Origin of the sequence: Pseudomonas sp. SO81 (assembly GCF_030374125.1) — a bacterium.
Classification (GTDB): Bacteria; Pseudomonadota; Gammaproteobacteria; order Pseudomonadales; family Pseudomonadaceae; genus Aquipseudomonas.
On record NZ_CP126126.1, the window covers coordinates 75,428 to 92,465 of the forward strand.

At 67.3% G+C, this 17,038-nt stretch carries 13 protein-coding genes and 2 pseudogenes; 8 read left to right on the forward strand and 7 right to left on the reverse strand.

Annotation, left to right across the window (positions count from 1 at the left end; all coding sequences use genetic code 11):
- The first annotated feature begins 35 nt into the window (after positions 1-35).
- The 4 genes from OH686_RS00395 to OH686_RS00410 are packed head-to-tail and all read left to right on the forward strand — an operon-like array spanning position 36 to position 5,988.
- Positions 36-3,698 carry a PAS domain S-box protein gene (locus OH686_RS00395; protein WP_289535629.1) on the forward strand — a complete coding sequence of 1,221 codons (3,663 nt, stop codon included), beginning with the start codon at positions 36-38 and terminating at the stop codon, positions 3,696-3,698.
- Positions 3,695-4,693, forward strand: coding sequence for an HD domain-containing phosphohydrolase (locus OH686_RS00400; protein ID WP_289535631.1), 999 nt, complete (start codon positions 3,695-3,697; stop codon positions 4,691-4,693). The genes OH686_RS00395 and OH686_RS00400 overlap by 4 nt, the downstream gene beginning before the upstream one ends.
- A gap of 35 nt (positions 4,694-4,728) precedes the next feature.
- On the forward strand, positions 4,729-5,208 hold the full coding sequence (locus tag OH686_RS00405) for a hypothetical protein (protein WP_289535632.1): 480 nt from the start codon (positions 4,729-4,731) through the stop codon (positions 5,206-5,208).
- A 57-nt stretch (positions 5,209-5,265) separates the two neighbouring features.
- The gene (locus OH686_RS00410) at positions 5,266-5,988 is read left to right on the forward strand and encodes a dienelactone hydrolase family protein (RefSeq protein WP_289535633.1); all 723 of its coding nucleotides are present in this window, start codon (positions 5,266-5,268) and stop codon (positions 5,986-5,988) included.
- A 10-nt stretch (positions 5,989-5,998) separates the two neighbouring features.
- On the opposite strand, the gene OH686_RS00415 is transcribed toward OH686_RS00410, so the two are convergent.
- The 4 genes and pseudogenes from OH686_RS00415 to OH686_RS00430 all read right to left on the reverse strand — a co-directional run bounded on the left by OH686_RS00415 (position 5,999) and on the right by OH686_RS00430 (position 9,689).
- Positions 5,999-6,862, reverse strand: a complete 864-nt coding sequence (locus OH686_RS00415; RefSeq protein WP_289535634.1) for a pirin family protein — start codon at positions 6,860-6,862, stop codon at positions 5,999-6,001.
- The gene (locus tag OH686_RS00420; protein WP_289538749.1) at positions 6,859-7,269 is read right to left on the reverse strand and encodes an OsmC family protein; all 411 of its coding nucleotides are present in this window, start codon (positions 7,267-7,269) and stop codon (positions 6,859-6,861) included. The genes OH686_RS00415 and OH686_RS00420 overlap by 4 nt, the downstream gene beginning before the upstream one ends.
- A gap of 40 nt (positions 7,270-7,309) precedes the next feature.
- Positions 7,310-8,215, reverse strand: a pseudogene (locus OH686_RS23285) (methyl-accepting chemotaxis protein); the annotation flags it as partial.
- Between the two features lie 616 nt (positions 8,216-8,831).
- Positions 8,832-9,689 carry a substrate-binding periplasmic protein gene (locus tag OH686_RS00430; RefSeq protein ID WP_289535638.1) on the reverse strand — a complete coding sequence of 286 codons (858 nt, stop codon included), beginning with the start codon at positions 9,687-9,689 and terminating at the stop codon, positions 8,832-8,834.
- Between the two features lie 111 nt (positions 9,690-9,800).
- Between OH686_RS00430 and OH686_RS00435 the strand changes: the two genes are divergently transcribed.
- From OH686_RS00435 to OH686_RS23295, 4 genes and pseudogenes are all read left to right on the forward strand, one after another.
- Positions 9,801-10,829 carry an amidohydrolase family protein gene (locus tag OH686_RS00435; RefSeq protein WP_289535640.1) on the forward strand — a complete coding sequence of 343 codons (1,029 nt, stop codon included), beginning with the start codon at positions 9,801-9,803 and terminating at the stop codon, positions 10,827-10,829.
- Between the two features lie 62 nt (positions 10,830-10,891).
- Complete coding sequence (locus OH686_RS00440) at positions 10,892-11,362, forward strand: DUF3859 domain-containing protein (protein ID WP_289535642.1); 471 nt, start codon at positions 10,892-10,894, stop codon at positions 11,360-11,362.
- A gap of 85 nt (positions 11,363-11,447) precedes the next feature.
- A pseudogene (locus OH686_RS23290) lies at positions 11,448-11,990 on the forward strand (MCP four helix bundle domain-containing protein); the annotation flags it as partial.
- A 27-nt stretch (positions 11,991-12,017) separates the two neighbouring features.
- Positions 12,018-13,073 (forward strand): methyl-accepting chemotaxis protein, encoded by a 1,056-nt coding sequence (locus tag OH686_RS23295; RefSeq protein ID WP_502942794.1) that lies wholly within the window; start codon positions 12,018-12,020, stop codon positions 13,071-13,073.
- Positions 13,074-13,127: 54 nt separating this feature from the next.
- On the opposite strand, the gene fabB is transcribed toward OH686_RS23295, so the two are convergent.
- From fabB to OH686_RS00460, 3 genes are all read right to left on the reverse strand, one after another.
- Positions 13,128-14,342 carry a beta-ketoacyl-ACP synthase I gene (gene fabB / locus OH686_RS00450; RefSeq protein WP_289535645.1) on the reverse strand — a complete coding sequence of 405 codons (1,215 nt, stop codon included), beginning with the start codon at positions 14,340-14,342 and terminating at the stop codon, positions 13,128-13,130.
- A 13-nt stretch (positions 14,343-14,355) separates the two neighbouring features.
- The gene (gene fabA / locus OH686_RS00455) at positions 14,356-14,871 is read right to left on the reverse strand and encodes a 3-hydroxyacyl-[acyl-carrier-protein] dehydratase FabA (protein ID WP_137973313.1); all 516 of its coding nucleotides are present in this window, start codon (positions 14,869-14,871) and stop codon (positions 14,356-14,358) included.
- Between the two features lie 176 nt (positions 14,872-15,047).
- Positions 15,048-16,922: an ATP-binding protein gene (locus tag OH686_RS00460; protein WP_289535647.1), complete on the reverse strand. Its 1,875-nt coding sequence runs from the start codon at positions 16,920-16,922 to the stop codon at positions 15,048-15,050.
- Positions 16,923-17,038: the final 116 nt, after the last annotated feature.

Here is a 17,038-nt window from a genome sequence, read left to right on the forward strand (position 1 = left end):
GCTTCTGCCTGCCTAACTTGCCGTTGCCGCCCCGCATGTCGTATCTGACCAGCCTTTTTCTGCTCGACGCCGATCCCAACCTGCTCCTGTACGGCAGCCACAATCCCTGGCTGGTGGGGCTGTCGCTGGCCATTGCCATGTTCACCTCGGGCATGGCCTTGCAGGTGGCGGGCATGGCACGCCTCAGCGACAACCGCCTGTACCGGCAGGTGGCGTTGATCACCGGTTCGCTGGCCCTGGGCGGTGGCGTCTGGGCGATGCATTTCATCGGCATGCTGGCGTTCCAGCTCTGCGCGCGGGTCGACTATGCCCCTGGTCTCACGCTGCTGTCGCTGCTGCCGAGCCTGGGCGCCTCCTGGGTGGCTCTGCAGTTGCTGGTGCGCCGCACGATCAACCGCTTCCAGCTGGTCACCAGTGGCGTACTGGTGGGCGCCGGTATCGGCGCCATGCACTACAGCGGCATGGCGGCCATGCAGATGGCGCCCTTGCTGCGCTATGACCCTTACTGGTTCGCGCTGTCCATCCTGGTGGCGGTGGTTCTGGCGATTCTCGCCCTGTGGGTCCGCTTCGGCCTGCGTGGGCGCCTGTCATCGGGCAAGGCGATCATGGCCAGCGGCGTGGTCATGGGCCTGGCCATCTCCGGCATGCATTACACCGGCATGGCGGCGGCGCGCTTCATCGGCAGCAGCGAAGCGCTGGACCAGCAGAGCAATGCGGACAGCGTGTTCATCGCCCTGGCCGTGGCCCTGATCACGGTGACCTTGACCGTGTTCGTCGCCGCCACCAACGGCCTGTTGCGCTATCGCCAGCTGTTCCGGCAGATGCAGGGCAGCGAGTCGCGCCTGCGCGCGATCCTGGAAACCGCGGTGGACGGCATCGTCATCATCGACGATCAGGGCGTGATCGAGGGCACCAACCCCGCGGTCGAGCGCATGTACGGCTGGGGCAGGGGCGAACTGATCGGGCGGCACATCAACACGGTGATTCCCGAGAGCTACCACCAGGGCTTCCTCGACTACCTGCCCAGGCTGATGCGCGAAGGACGCAGCGACATCATCGGCGGCAGTCGCGAAGTGGAGGCGCTGCGCAAGGATGGCAGCCTGCTGCCGATCCGCCTGGCCATCGGCCTGGTCAACCTGCCGGGCAAGACCCTGTATGTCGGCTTCGTCAGCGATATCAGCGAGCGCAAGAGCATCGAGCAGGCCCTGCGCGAGAGCGAGCAGCAGTACCGTTCGCTGATCGGCAATATTCCCGGCGTGTCGTTCCGCTGCCTGCTGGATGACGACTGGACCATGCTGTTCATCAGCGACGCGGTGGAGAAGCTGACCGGGTGGACCGCGGACGACTTCATGAGCCAGCGCAAGTCGATCAGCAGCCTGTACCACCCCGAGGACTTCCAGCTCGTGGCGGAGGAGGTGCTGGCGGCCATCGGCCAGGGCCGCAACTACACGGTCGAGTACCGCCTGTATGACCGCCAGGGTGTGGAGCACTGGATCTGGGAGAGCGGCAGCGCGGTGCTCGATGAGCACGGCGAGCCGAAGTGGATCGACGGCGTGCTGCTCGACATCACCGACAGCAAGCTGCGCAATGCCGAGTTCGAAAGCACGGTGACCGCCATCCGCCGGGCGCTGCTGGTGGTCGAGTTCGATCTGCAGGGCAATATCCTCGACGCCAACCAGAATTTCCTCGACCTGATGGGTTACCGCCTGGAGGAGATCCAGGGCCGGCATCACCGCATGTTCTGTGCCCAGGACGTTGCCGAGAGCCAGGAGTACGCCGACTTCTGGGCGCGACTGGGGCGTGGCGAGCTGGACTCCGGCGAGTACCTGCGCCTGGCCAAGGGCGGTCGCGAGGTGTGGATTCAGGCCTCCTACAACCCGATCTTCGACGCCGACGGCAAGCCGTTCAAGGTCATCAAGTTTGCCACCGACCTCAGCCAGCGCCGCGAGATGGAAGAGGCCCTGCGCGACGCCAAGGAAGTGGCCGAGCTGGCGGCAGCCGCCAAGACCACCTTCCTGGCCAACATGAGCCACGAGATCCGCACGCCGATGAACGCCGTCATCGGCTTCACCGAGCTGCTGCTGGACAGCGTGCTCAACGAACAGCAGCGCCGGCACCTGGGCACCGTGCGCCAGGCCGCGCGCTCCTTGCTCGGCCTGCTCAACGACATCCTCGATACTGCCAAGCTGGAGCGCGGCGCGGTGGAGCTGGAGAACCGCGACCTGTCCCTGCGCGAGCTGTGCGCGCAGGTCTGCGATTCCCTGCGCCTGGGGGCGGAAGCCAAGGGCCTTAGCCTGAGCCTGGACTACCAGGAGAGCCTGGGTGACTACTTCAAGGGCGACTCCCTGCGCATCCAGCAGGTGCTGACCAACCTGGTGGGCAACGCGGTGAAATTCACCGAGAGCGGCTGGGTGCGCCTGGAGGTCAGCGGCGTGCCGGGCCAGGTGCACTTCGCCGTGCGCGACAGCGGCATCGGTATCGCCGAGGACCGCCTGCAGCACATCTTCGATCCGTTCGCCCAGGCCGATGCCTCCATGAGCCGGCGCTTCGGCGGCACCGGCCTGGGCACCACCATCGCCCGCCAGCTGACCGAGCTGATGGGCGGCAGCATCACGGTGGAGAGCCGCCTGGGGGCGGGCAGCGTGTTCCATGTGCAGTTGCCCCTGCAGGCCGGCGTGGAGCAACTGAGCGAACGCAGTGGCGCAGAGCGACTGCTGCCGGCGCTGAACATCCTGGCCGCCGACGACGTGGCTCAGAACATCGAACTGCTCAGCCTGACCCTGGGCGCCCTGGGCCACCGGGTGACCACCGCCGGCGACGGCGAGCAGGCCCTGGCCGCCTTCGTCGGCGGGCGCTTCGACGTGCTGCTGATGGATGTGCAGATGCCGCGCATGGATGGCCTGGAGGCCACCCGACGCATCCGCCGTCACGAGCAGGCTCATGGCCTGCGCGCCACGCCGATCATCGCCCTGACCGCCAGCGTGCTGGAACAGGACCGCCGCGCCGCCCGCGAGGCGGGCATGGACGGCTTCGCCTCCAAGCCGCTGGAGATGGACAAGCTGCTCGCCGAGATCGCCCGAGTGATAGGCCTGGCCCCGACCGTCGAGCAGGCCGCCGCGGTGGATGTCTCGGCCGACCTGGCCATCGACTGGCCACGCGGCATTCAGCTTTGGGGCAGTCAGCAGGCCATGGCCGCCGCGATCCGCCGCTTCCTCGACGAGCACGCGGGCAGCTGTGCCGAAGTCGCGGGCCTGCTGCAGGACAACCACCGCGAGGCGGCCATCGAACTGGTGCATCGCCTGCGCGGCGCCGCCGGCAACCTGGCGCTGCTGCGTGCCAGCCGCCTGGCCGGGCAGCTGGAGCATGCCCTCAAGGGCGCCATTCCGGCCTCGGTGGACGATTTGCTGGCGGCGCTGCAGGCCGCGCTCGCCGCCTTGCCGGTCGAATTGCCACTGCCGGCTACAGTGCAAGAGAGCAGCGCATCGGCCATGCCGGCCGCTGAACTGGCCGAACTGGTCGAGCACGCCCGCGCTGCCTTGCAGCATGGCGAGCTGGACGAGGAGGCGCTGCAGCGCCTGAGCGCCGCGTTGCCGGCCCGACAGGCCCATGCCCTGGAAGGCGCCATCAACGATTTCGACTTCGAGCGCGCCGACGCGCTGCTGGCCGAGCTGCTCGGCCCTGGAGACACGCCGCAATGATCAGACCCGCCGATGCCCGCCCCAAGCTGTTGCTGGTGGACGACGAGCCGACCAACCTGCAGGTGCTGCGGCAGATTCTGCAGGAGGACTATCGCCTGCTGTTCGCCAAGGACGGCGACAAGGCACTGGAGCTGGCCGAGCGCGAGAGTCCGGCGCTGATCCTGCTCGACGTGATGATGCCGGGCATGACCGGCCACGAGGTGTGCACCCGACTCAAGGCCCAGCCGGCGACGGCGGCTATCCCGGTAATCTTCGTCACCGCCCTGGCCGACGTCGAGGACGAGGCCCGCGGCTTCGAGGTCGGCGCGGTGGACTACATCACCAAGCCGGTCAGCCCGGCCATCGTGCGCGCGCGGGTGCGCACCCACCTGTCGCTGGTGCGGGTCGACGAGCTGCACGAGACCCGTCTGCAGATCGTCCAGCGCCTGGGCCTGGCCTCCGAATACAAGGACAACGAGACCGGCCTGCACGTGATCCGCATGAGCCACTACACCCATATCCTGGCCAAGGCCGCCGGCTTCAGCGAGCACGAGGCGGACGATCTGCTCAACGCCGCACCCATGCACGACGTGGGCAAGATCGGCATTCCCGACGCCATCCTGCAGAAGAACGGCAAGCTCGACGATGCCGAGTGGCAGGTGATGCGCAGCCACGCACAGATCGGCGCGGAGATCATTGGCGAACACGACTCCGGCCTGCTCAGGACCGCCCGCATCATCGCCCTCACTCACCACGAGAAGTGGGACGGCAGCGGCTATCCCAACGGCCTCAAGGGCGAGGAGATTCCCCTGGCCGGGCGCATCGTCGCCATCGCCGACGTGTTCGACGCGCTGACCAGCGTGCGCCCCTACAAGCCGGCCTGGCCGGTGCAGGAGGCAGTGGACTTCCTGCGTCGCGAGAGCGGCCGCCACTTCGACCCTGAGCTGGTGGAGCTGTTCCTCGGCCAGCTGCCGGCAATTCTCGAGATCAAGGAGCGCTGGGCGGAGACGGAGTAGGGCACAATGCCGGCCTCTGTCGTCTGGAAGCCATCATGAGTCTGCCTACCTGGGAACTGCTGTCCTACATCGTCACCGTGGTGGCGTTGCCATTCGCCATCGGCGTGTTCCTCTTCGAGCAGCGCAAGGAGCGCGAGAACGAGGAGGAGGCCATCTGGCAGCAGATATCCGACGCCTATATCGCCTTCCTCGGAGTGGTGCTGGCCAACCCCGACCTGCGCCTGCGCAGCCAGGCCGCCACCCCCGACCTCAGCGACGAGCAACGCGAGCGCATGTGGGTGATCTTCGACATGCTGATCTCGCTGTTCGAGCGCGCCTACCTGCTGGCCTACGAAGATGACATGGACGACAAGCAGCGCCGCCGCTGGCACTCCTGGGAGGACTACATGCGCGAGTGGAGCCGCCGCGAGGACTTTCGCGAGCGCCTGCCGCACTTGCTGCGCGGCGAGGACCCGGGCTTCGCTGCCTATATCCAGGGCCTGGCCGATGAAGAAGTGCGCAATCCTCAGGACTGACTAGTCTTGTCGCTTCGCGGCGGCCGTTTGCCCGCCGTCGGGCCGAGAGGAGGCAGCATGAGCCAGATCGTCAACCGACCCCTTCGCTATGAAATCGATGGCCAGCCGTTCGAGGGCCAGCTGCTGTACGACGAGTCGCATGCACGGCCGCGGCCGGGCCTGTTGCTGGCGCCGAACTGGATGGGGGTGTCCGCCGGTGCCATCGAGATCGCCAGCCAGGTGGCCGAGCGCGGCTACGTGGTGCTGGTCGCCGACGTCTACGGTGTCGGCATACGCCCGCAGAACCACGAGGAGGCCGCCGCGGCGATGATGGCGGTGAAGGGCAAGCCGATCCTGCGCCAGCGCCTGCAGGCTTCCCTCGCTACGCTCAAGGCCCAGCCCGGCACGGCGCTGGACCCCAGCCGGCTGGCGGTATTCGGCTTCTGCTTCGGCGGCCATTGCGCACTGGAGCTGGCCCGCGACGGCGCGGCGGTGAAGGCCGCGGTGTCCTTCCACGGCACCCTGGACACGGCCAACCCGGCTGATGCGCAGAACATCCGAGGCGCCGTGCTGGTACTCGATGGCGCCGCCGATCCCTTTGTGCCCCGCGCGCAGCTGGCCGGATTCATCGAAGAGATGAGCGCTGCCAATGTCGACTGGCAGCTGACCAGTTACGGTGGCGCTGCACACTCCTTTACCGACAAACAGGCCAACATTCCCGGCAAGATGCAGTACGACGCCAAGGTGGCGCGCCGCGCCTTCGCCGCGATGTACGACCTGTTCGAGGAAGTCTTCGCCTGATCCGAGCTCATCAGATGCCGGGCAGGGTGATGCGCTCGCTCTCGCCGGGCACTCGTGGCCAGTCCCAGGCCGCCCAGTTCTGCTTGGCCTTCTCCAGCAGTGCGGCATCGCTGGCGACGAAGTTCCAGTACATGCGCCGCGGCCCCAGCGGCTCGCCGCCGATCAATGCCAGGTGGCATTCGCCGCAGGCGCTCAGCAGCAGCTCCTCGCCCTCTGGCAGCACGGCCAGGCCACGCAGCGGCAGGTCGCTGCCTTCCAGCTGGGCCTCGCCCTCGACCAGGTACAGCGCGCGCTCGCGGTGTTCGGCGGGAATCAGCAGGCTGGCGCCGGCCGCGAGCTTCAGCTCGGCATAGAGGGTGGGCGAGTGCATGGGTACCGGCGATTCGAGGCAGAAGCCGTTGCCGGCGATCAGGGTGATCTGCACGCCCATGGCCTCGCTGCGCGGCAGGCTGGCGGCCGGGTGGTGGCTGTAGCTCGGCTCGCCTTCTTCCAGGTGCTGCGGCAGGGCCAGCCACACCTGCAGGCCGTGCAGGCGCGAGCCGCTCTGCCACAGGTGTTGCGGGGTGCGTTCGACATGGGCGACGGCGCGGCCGGCGGTCATCCAGCTGACGTCGCCGGGCCGCACCAGCTGGTCCGAGCCCAGGCTGTCCTTGTGCTGCAGCTCGCCGTCGAACAGGTAGGTGAGGGTCGACAGGCCGATATGCGGATGCTGGTTGATGTTCATGCCGCTGCCGGGGGCATAGGCCTTTTCCAGCATATGGTCGAAGAACACGAACGGGCCGACGCTGCGGCAATTGGCCGAGGGCAGCGGGCGCAGGATCGGCTGGCCGGCGATGTCCTCGGCCTTGGGGCGAATCAGCAGCGGCTCGCTCATGCCTGGTCGCCCAGGTGGGTGGCCACCTGCACTTCGGTGCTGGTCATCAGCTTGTGCACCGGGCACTTGTCGGCGATGCGCAGCAGCTGCTGGCGCTGGGCGTCGTCCAGCGCGCCGTGCAGCTGCAGTTCGACGTTGAGGCGGTAGATGCCCTGGCGCTCCTCGCTGTCGTCGCGTTGCACCTGCACGTCGAGGCCTTCCAGCGGCAGGCCTTTCTGCTTGGCGTAGAGCATCAGGGTCAGGGCCTTGCAGGCACCCAGGGCGGCGTCGAACAGGTCGTGCGGCTCGGGGCCGGAGGCACTGCCGCCGAAGGATTCGGGCACGTCGGTGTGCAGCACGTGCTCGCCGATTTCGATGCTGTGGCGCAGGCCGGACTCGGTGCTGATGCGGATCATGGTGGCTCCCAGGCTAGGTTGGATGGCTCCAGCCTAGCCCAGGCGGCGATCCTCAGACCAGCACGGAGAGGCGCACATCGGCGCCAAGCACGCGCAGCAAGCGGCCATCGGTGCCGAGGATGGGCACCGACACGGTGAAGCAGAAGTCGTCGGTGGCCGAGGAGCGATAGACCGAGGTGATGTGACTGCGCAGGTCGTCCGCCACGCGGCGGAACCAGGGGCGCTGGCTCCAGTCGCGGCCGCGGCAGCTGGGCGCGCCCTGGTGCGGCACGTCCGCGGCGAAGATGTTCTCCGACAGCTGCCGGCCGTTGGCGTCGACCAGGTAGAACAGCTCGAAGCGCGCGTCGCGGCGCAGCGTCTCGCTCAACAGGCGTTCGGCGGCGGCGATGTCGCCGGCCAGACGCGCGTCGCTCGCCAGTTGCTCCACACCGCTCTGCACCGAGCGGTGCAGCTCCAGGCGGAAGTCGCCCAGGCCCTGCAGCAGGCGGTCGCCATCCTCACGCACCGCCTGGCTGTGGCGCAGCACCTGGCCGGCCTTGCCGAGCAGGTCGCCGGCCACCTGGGCGATCTGCTGCACGTCGCCGTTGATCGAGCGCACCGCCGCGCCGATCTGCTCGGTGCCGGTGGCGATATGGCCGACGCGCTCGTCCAGGCGGTCCATGGCCTGGCGCGTGCTGTCCAGGCCGCTGCCGACCTGCAGCATGCCGCTGCGGCCGTCCTCGACCGCCTGGTGCATGCGTTCGCCGGCGGCGCCGAGCTGGTCCATGCCGTCGCGGAAGCGCTCGATGATCTGCCCGACCTGGCCGGTGGCCTCGGTGGTGTGGCCGGCCAGGCGGCGCACTTCCTCGGCGACCACGGCGAAGCCACGGCCGTGCTCGCCGGCACGGGCGGCTTCGATGGCGGCGTTCAGCGCGAGGAGGTTGGTCTGCTGGGAGATGCTGGCGATCACCCCGATGACCTTGCTGACTTCCTCCAGCTGCGCGGTGAGGTTGCCGATCACCTGGCCCAGCTGCGCCTCGCAGGCGCCGATGGCGTCCACCTGGCCGAGCACAGCCTGGCCGCTCTGCTGGCACTGGCGCAGGGTGGCGGCGACCTCGCCGGACAGCCTTGCGACTTCGGCTGCGCCGGGCACCAGCTCGGCGTCCAGGGTGGTGGTGACCTGCTCGCTGGCGCTGGCGATCAGCTCCGAGGATTGCGCCAGGCTCTGTCCGCTCTCCTGGTTGGCGCTGGCGATGCTGGCCAGCTGCGGGGCGTGGGCGGCGATGCCGACGGCGGCACCGAGGCTGGTGCGGATGCGCTGGTGCAGGCCGTCGCTGAAGCGGTTGAGGCGGCCCATCCAGGGCTGCTGCTCGGGCAGGCGGGTGGTGAGGTCGTGGCGGGTGAAGAGGGCGGCGAAGGCTTCTTCGTCCCGTTCGCGTCGCGAGGGTTTGCGCAGCAACTGCAGCATGGTGCATCTCCCTGATGGTTCTGCCGGGAGCGGTGCAAGCAGGGTGCCATGCGGTTCTGTGCGCTGTGTCACAAGGCTCGGGCGGGCGAGCCGCGCCCAGGGCTGCGCCAACACGGTTCGCCGGGCGCTATTGCGGTGCGTTCGGCCGGTACCAGAGTTCCTCGCGCTGGAACGGCGTCTGCGGCGGCAGATCGGGGTTCTCCAGCTCGATCACCCGGCGCCGCTCCAGCTCGGCGCGCTCGATGGTGGCGCCGTGGTACTGCTGGAAGAGGGCCTCGAAGCTGCCGTCCGCGATCATCGCCTCCAGGCCTCGCTCGATGTGGCCGGCCAGGTCGGCGCGGGCGCGCGAGGTGAAGAAGTAGAAGGCGCTGGGGTAGTGGATGACAATGTGCTCGTCGACTTCCAGATTGAGGCCCGCCTTGGCGGCTTGCGCCTGCTCGTCCCAGACCACCACCACTTCGCGGGGAAACAGATCGAAGCGGCCCGCATCGAGCATACGGAACAGGCTGTCGTAGCTCTGGCTGGTGATCACCTGCAGGCCGTTGCTGCGCAGGATGCGGGTGTCCGGCCAGTCGGCGCGCTGGCCGATGCGCAGCGGTTTGAGATCCGCCGCGCTATGTACCTTGGCCAGCCAGTCCTTGTCCTCGCGCCGCACCAGGGGCACGCGCCAGCCGATCAGGCCCTTGTAGATCGGGATGCGCACCGGCAGCAGGCTTTCCTCGCGGGCCTTGGTGGTCATGGTCCACATCAGTTGCACGCTGCCGTCGTTCTGCTCCAGCGACTGTTCCGCGCGGCTCTGGGTCATGGGCCGGTGCGACGGGTGCAGCTGGTAGTCGCCGCCGCTCCTGGCCAGGGCCTGGCGCAGCAGCTCGACCACATAGGCCTCGGGATCGGCGCCATTGGAATGCAGCGGATAGGTCAGCGGCTCGGCGGCCAGCGCCGTGGCGCAGAGCATGAGCAGGGTGGCGAGGCGGGCGATGGGCATGCACAGGGTTCGCGCTGAGGGATGCATCATGATGGCCTTTCGCACGCACGCTCGCCAGTGAACGGCATGGGAGAGGCGGCGGTCTACTCTTGCTCGAAACGCCAGGGAGTCATGCCTTTGTCCGTCCGCAGCCTGTTGTGCGCCGCCTTTTGCGGCCTGCTGGCCCTGCCAGCCAGTGCCCGCGACTATCGCTTCAGCGATGCCCATCTGCACTACGTCGACTTCTTCCAGGAGAGCGAGGGCATGACCCCGCTGCTGGAGGCCATGGCCGTCGGCAACATCGACCACGCGATGATCAGTGGCATTCCGGTAGCCAAGAAATGGCACGAGGACGAGCCCAAGCGACCGCGTTACTACGCCGGCGACGATGCCGGCGCGTACTGGTACAGCGCCACCGACGTGCTGGTGGCCGATGCCCTGCGGCGCCTGCCGGCCGAGCAGCGCCAGCGCTTCCATCCTTTCCTCAGCGGCTTCAATCCCGCCGACAAGAACTCCGACGCGCATATCCGCCGCATGCTGGAGCTGGATCCCGGCCTGTGGCAGGGCCTGGGCGAGGTATTCACCCGCCACGACGACCTCACCGCGCTGACCTACGGCGATACGCCGCGGGCCAACAACGAGGCCATGACCCGCATCTATCACCTGGCGGCCGAGTACGATCTGCCGGTGCTGGTGCACAGCAACATCACCTCCAAGCGCGAGCGCAATCCGCTGTACCTGGAGGAGATCGAGGAGCCGCTGCGCAACCATCCGCACGTGCGCTTCATCTGGGCTCACGCCGGTACCAGCCTGGAGATCCATCGGCACCAGGAGAAGCTGGATTTCCTCCTGCCGACCCTGCAGCGCATGCTCGGCGAGTATCCCAACCTGTATATCGATCTGTCCTGGAGCGTGCTGCGGCCTTATCTGCTGGACGCCGAGGGGCGGCCCGATCCGCGCTGGGTGAAGTTGGTCAGCAGCTATCCGGCGCGCTTCATGCTGGGTTCGGACGTAGTCGGACGTTTCGACGGCCTGGGCCAGTACATGGCCGATTTCCGTCCCTTTCTCGATGCCCTGCCGGAGGACGTGGCGCACAAGGTGGCGCGCGACAACTTCCTCGCCGTGCTGCCGCGCAAGCACCAGGCGCAGCTGCGCGACTGACTGTCATCAGCCTGTAACCGCCGCGTCATAGCCTCGCGCCAACTTTCCACAAGGAGCGCGAGATGAAACTGTTCAGCCTGTCTGCCCTGGCCCTGTCGCTGGGCCTGTTTTCCAACCTGGCCCTGGCCGATGTGCAGGTGGAGGGCCCCATCGAGTACGGCGTGTTCGCCAGTGCGCCGATCAAGGACCCGCAGCCGGGCGAGCGCATCCTCAGCCGCGCCAACCAGCCGATCGAGCAGACCGAGGTAGTGCCGGCGCGCCTGGGTACCAAGTTCGGCGTGCGTTATCAGCTGATCGGCAAGACCGAGGCCGAGCAACCGCTGACCCTGATGTACTTCACTCCCGGCCTGGTCGGTCCGGATGGCAGGCGCCAGGACAAGATCGAGCTGCAGCAGAAACTGGTGGTCGGCGCGCCGCAGGACGTGATGGCCTTCGAGTTCACCGAGCACCATGAGGTGGTGCCGGGCGACTGGCAGTTCATGGTCTTCCAGGGCGACCGCAAGCTGCTCGAACAAAGTTTCACGGTGCGCTGAACCCGGCGACGCCAGCCGCCTGGCTGGCGTTTGGCACGTCCTTTTGCTTGGCTTACTAGTCCATGGACCAAGCCAAGGACGTTGCATGTACCTACGAAATCTGAAGATCGCCCCCCGAGCCGGACTGGGCTTTGCCTCGCTTGCGTTGTTGATGCTGCTCCTCGGCGGCTTCTCGCTGCTGCAGATGGGGCAGATGCAGCGCCAGTCCGCCGAGGTCAACGACAACCGGCTGCCGAGCATCCAGGCGCTCAACGAGATGAGCCAGAGCATCCTGCGTATCAGGGCCCTGACTCTGCGCCTGCTGATCAACCGCGACCCGCAGAGCCTGAGCCAGAACGAGCAGCGTCTGCAGGGCCTCAAGAGCGAGTTGGGTGCGGCCCAGCAGCGCTACGAGAAGCTGATTGGCAGCGAGCAGGAACGCGCCGCCTATCAGGTATTCGAGAAGGCCCAAGGCAACTACCTGGCCGAGCAGGAAAAGATCATGGCGCATTCGCGCCAGGAGCAGCTGGACGAGGCCCTGGCGGTGGCCAACGGCCCGCTCGGTCAGCATGCCGACGCCATGGCCAAGGCCCTGAGCGAACTGACCCAGATGAGCCAGCAGGGCGCGCAGAAGGCCGCCGACGCGAGCGATGCCGCCTACGGCAGTGCCGTGCGCATGGTGCTCGGCATGCTGCTGGTGGCGGCTCTGGTGACCCTGGTGCTGGCCGTGCTGCTCACCCGCAGCATCGTGCGGCCGCTGGCCCAGGCGGTGGAGGTGGCCGAGGTGGTGGCCTCCGGCGACCTCAGCCGCGATTTCAGCATAGAGGGCCGCGACGAGCCGGCCCAGCTGCTGGAGGCGCTCAAGCGCATGCAGCGCAGCCTGCGCGAGACCATCCAGCACATCTCCGACTCGTCCCGGCAACTGGCCGCCGCCTCCGAGGAGCTGACGGCGGTGACCGACGGCGCCACCCAGGGCCTGCACCAGCAGAACGCCGAGATCGAACAGGCGGCCACCGCGGTGAACCAGATGACCTCGGCGGTGGAGGAGGTGGCACGCAACGCGGTGAACACCTCGGAGGCCTCGCGCGAGTCGGACCGCAGCGCCCAGCACGGCCGCGAGCAGGTGCGCCAGACGGTGGACTCGATCGGCCAACTGGCCGAGGACGTGACCGAGACCTCGACCCAGATCGGCCGCCTGGCCCAGCAGGTCCACGGCATCAGCCAGGTGCTCGACGTGATCCGCTCCATCGCCGAACAGACCAACCTGCTGGCGCTCAACGCGGCCATCGAGGCGGCCCGTGCCGGCGAGGCAGGGCGCGGTTTCGCCGTGGTGGCCGACGAGGTGCGTGCCCTGGCCCATCGCACCCAGCAGAGCACCCAGGAGATCGAGCAGATGATCGGCGGCATTCAGCAGGGCACGGAGCGGGCGGTCAGTGCCATGCATAACAGCACCCAGCGCACCGGCTCGACCCTGGCCCTGGCCCAGTCGGCCGGGCGCGCGCTGGACGAAATCGCCGAGGCCATCACCTCGATCAACGAGCGCAACCTGGTGATCGCCAGTGCCTCGGAGGAGCAGGCCCAGGTGGCCCGCGAGGTGGATCGCAACCTGGTGAACATCCGCGACCTGTCGCTACAGACCTCGGCCGGGTCCAACCAGACCAGCGCCGCCAGCCAGGAGCTGTCGCGCCTGGCGGTAAGCCTCAATGGTCTGGTGGCGCGCTTCCGGATCTGAGCCCGCTGAAACGAAAAACGGCGCCCGAGGGCGCCGTTTTCATTGCAGCTGCGATCAGCCTTGGTAGCGTTGCAGCACCAGGGTGGCGTTGGTGCCGCCGAAGCCGAAGCTGTTGCTCATCACGGTGTTGAGCTGGGCATCGCGGGTTTCGCGCAGGATCGGCAGGTCGGCGACCTCCGGGTCCAGCTCGTCGATGTTGGCCGAGCCGGCGATGAAGCCGCCCTCCATCATCAGCATGCAGTAGATCGCCTCCTGCACGCCGGCGGCGCCCAGGCTGTGGCCGGAGAGGCTCTTGGTCGAGCTGATGGCCGGTGCCTTGCTGCCGAACACTTCGCGCACTCCGCGGATTTCCGCCACGTCGCCGACCGGGGTCGAGGTGCCATGGGTGTTCAGGTAGTCGATCGGGGCATCGACGGTGGCCAGGGCCTGCTGCATGCAGCGGATGGCGCCTTCACCGCTCGGTGCGACCATGTCGTAGCCGTCGGAAGTGGCGCCGTAGCCGACGATTTCCGCGTAGATCTTGGCGCCGCGCTTGAGCGCGTGTTCCAACTCCTCGACCACCACCATGCCGCCACCGCCGGCGATGACGAAGCCGTCACGCTTGGCGTCGTAGGCGCGCGAGGCCTTTTCCGGGGTCTCGTTGTACTGGGTGGAGAGGGCGCCCATGGCGTCGAACAGGCAGCTCTGGCTCCAGTGTTCTTCCTCGCCGCCGCCGGCGAAGACCACGTCCTGTTTGCCCAGCTGGATCTGCTCCATGGCCTGGCCGATGCAATGCGCGCTGGTGGCGCAGGCCGAGGAGATGGAGAAGTTCACACCCTTGATCTGGAACGGCGTGGCCAGACAGGCCGACACGGTGCTGCCCATGGTGCGGGTCACGCGGTATGGGCCGATGCGCTTGACGCCTTTCTCGCGCAGGGTGTCGATGGCTTCCATCTGGTTCAGCGTGGAGGCACCGCCGGAGCCAGCGATCAGGCCGGTACGCGGGTTGGAGATCTGCTCCGGGGTCAGGCCGGAATCCTTGATCGCCTGCTCCATCGACAGGTAGGCATAGGCCGCGGCGTCGCCCATGAAGCGCAGCACCTTGCGGTCGATCAGCTCTTCCAGGTTGAGTTTGACGGAGCCGGATACCTGGCTGCGCAGGCCCATTTCGGCATATTCCGGATTGAAGCGGATGCCCGCTTTGCCGGCACGCAGGCTGGCGGAAACGGTGTCCTTGTCATTGCCCAGGCAGGAGACGATGCCCAGACCGGTGATCACGACGCGACGCATGCGGAAATGTCCTTCAGAAGCTGTCGGTAGAGGTGAACAGGCCGACGCGGAGGCCTTCGGCGCTGTAGATTTCGCGGCCATCGACGCTGACGCTGCCATCGGCGATGCCGAGGATCAGCGAGCGGCTGATGGTACGTTTGATATGGATGGTGTAGGTGAGTTTCTTGGCGGTCGGCAGCACCTGACCGAAGAACTTCACTTCGCCCGAGCCCAGGGCGCGGCCGCGGCCGGGGTTGCCCTGCCAGCCGAGGTAGAAGCCGACCAGCTGCCACATGGCGTCGAGGCCCAGGCAGCCCGGCATCACCGGGTCGCCTTCGAAGTGGCAGGCGAAGAACCAGAGGTCCGGATTGATGTCGAGTTCGGCGATGATCTCGCCCTTGCCGTATTTACCGCCGGTTTCACTGATATGGACGATGCGGTCCATCATCAGCATGTTGGGGGCGGGCAACTGCGCATTACCCGGGCCAAACAGTTCGCCGCGGCTGCAGGCGAGCAATTCTTCCCGGGAATAGGCGTTTTGCTTGGTCATGCGAACTCCTCAAATGGTCCCCTCGGCGGGGCTAAAGCTGTGCCGCGAATGTTCTTGTGTAGCGGCAGACTAGTCATAGACTGTTGCGTCCTGGTGAAAGTCACAGCCTCTTGTGAACACTTGTATACCGGCTGAGTGTGGCGCAAATCCTCTACGTCTCGTTCGCTCGGCGGATTCTAGTATTCCTGCTGCAGCGTCTGGCTGCGTTTGCCCAGCCAGCGCAGCAACACCCGTTCCAGATCGGCGCGCTTGAACGGCTTGGCCAGGTAATCGTTCATGCCGGCCTGCAGGCAGGCTTCACGATCACCCTGCAGGGCGTTGGCGGTCAATGCGATGATCGGAGTACTGCATTGCGGGGCCTGGCGGCGAATCTGCCGCGTGGCCTCGTAGCCATCCATGACCGGCAGGCGGCAGTCCATCAATACGGCAACGAAGCGCTGCGGGTCGAAATGCTGCACCGCCTGGGCGCCATCGCCGACCAGTTCGACCCGATAGCCCAGGCTGCGCAGCATGGCCTCGATCACCGTCTGGTTGACCGGGTTGTCTTCCACCAGCAGCACTTCCTGGCCTTCGCCGGACGCAGGCTCGCTGCGCTCCTGAGGCTCCTGGCTGGGGCTGCTCAGGCAGAACGGCAGGGGAATCTCCAGGGTGAATACCGAGCCGCTGCCTTCCAGGCTGGTGGCGTGCAGGGTGCCGCCCATGCGCTCGGCCAGGGTACGGGCGATGGACAGGCCCAGGCCGGTACCGCCATAGCGCCGGGAGATCGAGGTATCGGCCTGCTGGAAGGCATCGAACATGTGCTCCAGGCGCTGCGGGGCGATGCCGATACCGCTGTCGTGCACGGCGCAGGTGAACCACAGCACCTCGTTGTCCAGCGGCTGCCAGTGGGTCTCGATGCGGATGCCGCCTTCCTCGGTGAACTTCAGCGCGTTGCCCAGCAGGTTGACCAGGATCTGGCGGATGCGTGTCGGATCGCCCTGTACCTCGAACTGTTCCAGCCCCGGCGGAGTGTCCAGGCGCAGGTAGAGGCCGCGCTGGTGGGCGCTGTGCTGGAACACCTGGATCGAGCCCTGCAGCAGTTCCTGCAGGTTGAACGGAATGCGCTCCAGCTCCAGCGCGCCGCGTTCGATGCGCGAGAAGTCGAGGATGTCGTTGATCACCTTGAGCAGGTGTTCGGTGGATTCGGTGGCCAGGGCCGCGTATTCCGCCTGCTCCCGGGTCATCTCGGTGGTTTCCAGCAGCTGCAGCATGCCCAGCACACCGTTCATGGGGGTGCGCAGCTCATGGCTCATCATCGCCAGGAAGTCCGACTTGGCCCGGCTGGCCTGCTCGGCTTCCTCGCGGGTCTGGATCAGCTGCTGCATGGCCTCGCGCTGCTCGCGGCTGGCGTTGTCCAGCTCCACGGCCAGATTGTTGATGTGCCGGGCCAGGTCGCCCAGTTCGCCGGTATCGCTCTCCGGCAACTGGGTCTGGTAGTCGCCGGCCTTGATCGCCTCTACCGCCTCACCCATGGCGCTGATCGGCTGCGCCAGGCGGCGCGCCAGCTGGCGCGCGAGGAAGAAGGTCAGTAGCAGGGCGACCAGGGCCAGTATAGTGGCCTTGAGCAGGATCGCCTGCTGGCGGCTGGTGAAGGACTCGTCGGACATGCCGACCACCACCCGCCCCAGGTAGCCGTCGGGCTCGGCACCGTTCTCCTGGCGGATCGGCGCATGGAAGATGCCCACCCGCGAGGCGCTCTGCTCGTTGTGCTGCTCGACGTAGACCAGGATGTTCTCGGCCCGGTCGCGCACCTCGAGGAAGCGCACGTTGGGGGTCTGCAGGGTGGCGCGCAGCAGGCTCTCCAGCACTCTGGTATCGCCGGCTGCCACGCCATGCACCGAGGCCGGCGCCAGTTGGTTGGCCATCAGCTGGCCGGCGTGGTTGATCTCCTGGCGCAGGTCTTCGAGGCGCGAATGGGTGAAGAAACCGGTCAGCAGCAGGGTCAGCAGCAGGGCCGGGCCGACACTGATCAGCTGGGTGCGGGTATGGATGTCCCAATTACGCCCGAACATCGGCCGGCTCGCGTAGTCGCAGAGAGAGGCCCGCCACGCTGGCAGGCTCGGGTGTTGCGCGCCGCGCGGCCCGGCAGCCTGGGCGCGGGAGTTGGCGGGGAAGGGATGTGAGCACG

Bases quoted from the DNA above. Each gene is read 5' to 3' on its own strand.
- OH686_RS00415 (WP_289535634.1), bottom strand. From the start codon at position 6,862: ATGAGCGAGCCGCTGCTGATTCGCCCCAAGGCCGAGGACATCGCCGGC.
- OH686_RS00460 (WP_289535647.1), bottom strand. From the start codon at position 16,922: ATGTTCGGGCGTAATTGGGACATCCATACCCGCACCCAGCTGATCAGT.
- fabA (WP_137973313.1), bottom strand. From the start codon at position 14,871: ATGACCAAGCAAAACGCCTATTCCCGGGAAGAATTGCTCGCCTGCAGC.
- OH686_RS00430 (WP_289535638.1), bottom strand. From the start codon at position 9,689: ATGCCCATCGCCCGCCTCGCCACCCTGCTCATGCTCTGCGCCACGGCG.
- OH686_RS00405 (WP_289535632.1), top strand. From the start codon at position 4,729: ATGAGTCTGCCTACCTGGGAACTGCTGTCCTACATCGTCACCGTGGTG.
- OH686_RS00435 (WP_289535640.1), top strand. From the start codon at position 9,801: ATGCCTTTGTCCGTCCGCAGCCTGTTGTGCGCCGCCTTTTGCGGCCTG.
- OH686_RS23295 (WP_502942794.1), top strand. From the start codon at position 12,018: ATGGTGCTCGGCATGCTGCTGGTGGCGGCTCTGGTGACCCTGGTGCTG.
- OH686_RS00410 (WP_289535633.1), top strand. From the start codon at position 5,266: ATGAGCCAGATCGTCAACCGACCCCTTCGCTATGAAATCGATGGCCAG.
- fabB (WP_289535645.1), bottom strand. From the start codon at position 14,342: ATGCGTCGCGTCGTGATCACCGGTCTGGGCATCGTCTCCTGCCTGGGC.
- OH686_RS00395 (WP_289535629.1), top strand. From the start codon at position 36: ATGTCGTATCTGACCAGCCTTTTTCTGCTCGACGCCGATCCCAACCTG.
- OH686_RS00440 (WP_289535642.1), top strand. From the start codon at position 10,892: ATGAAACTGTTCAGCCTGTCTGCCCTGGCCCTGTCGCTGGGCCTGTTT.
- OH686_RS00400 (WP_289535631.1), top strand. From the start codon at position 3,695: ATGATCAGACCCGCCGATGCCCGCCCCAAGCTGTTGCTGGTGGACGAC.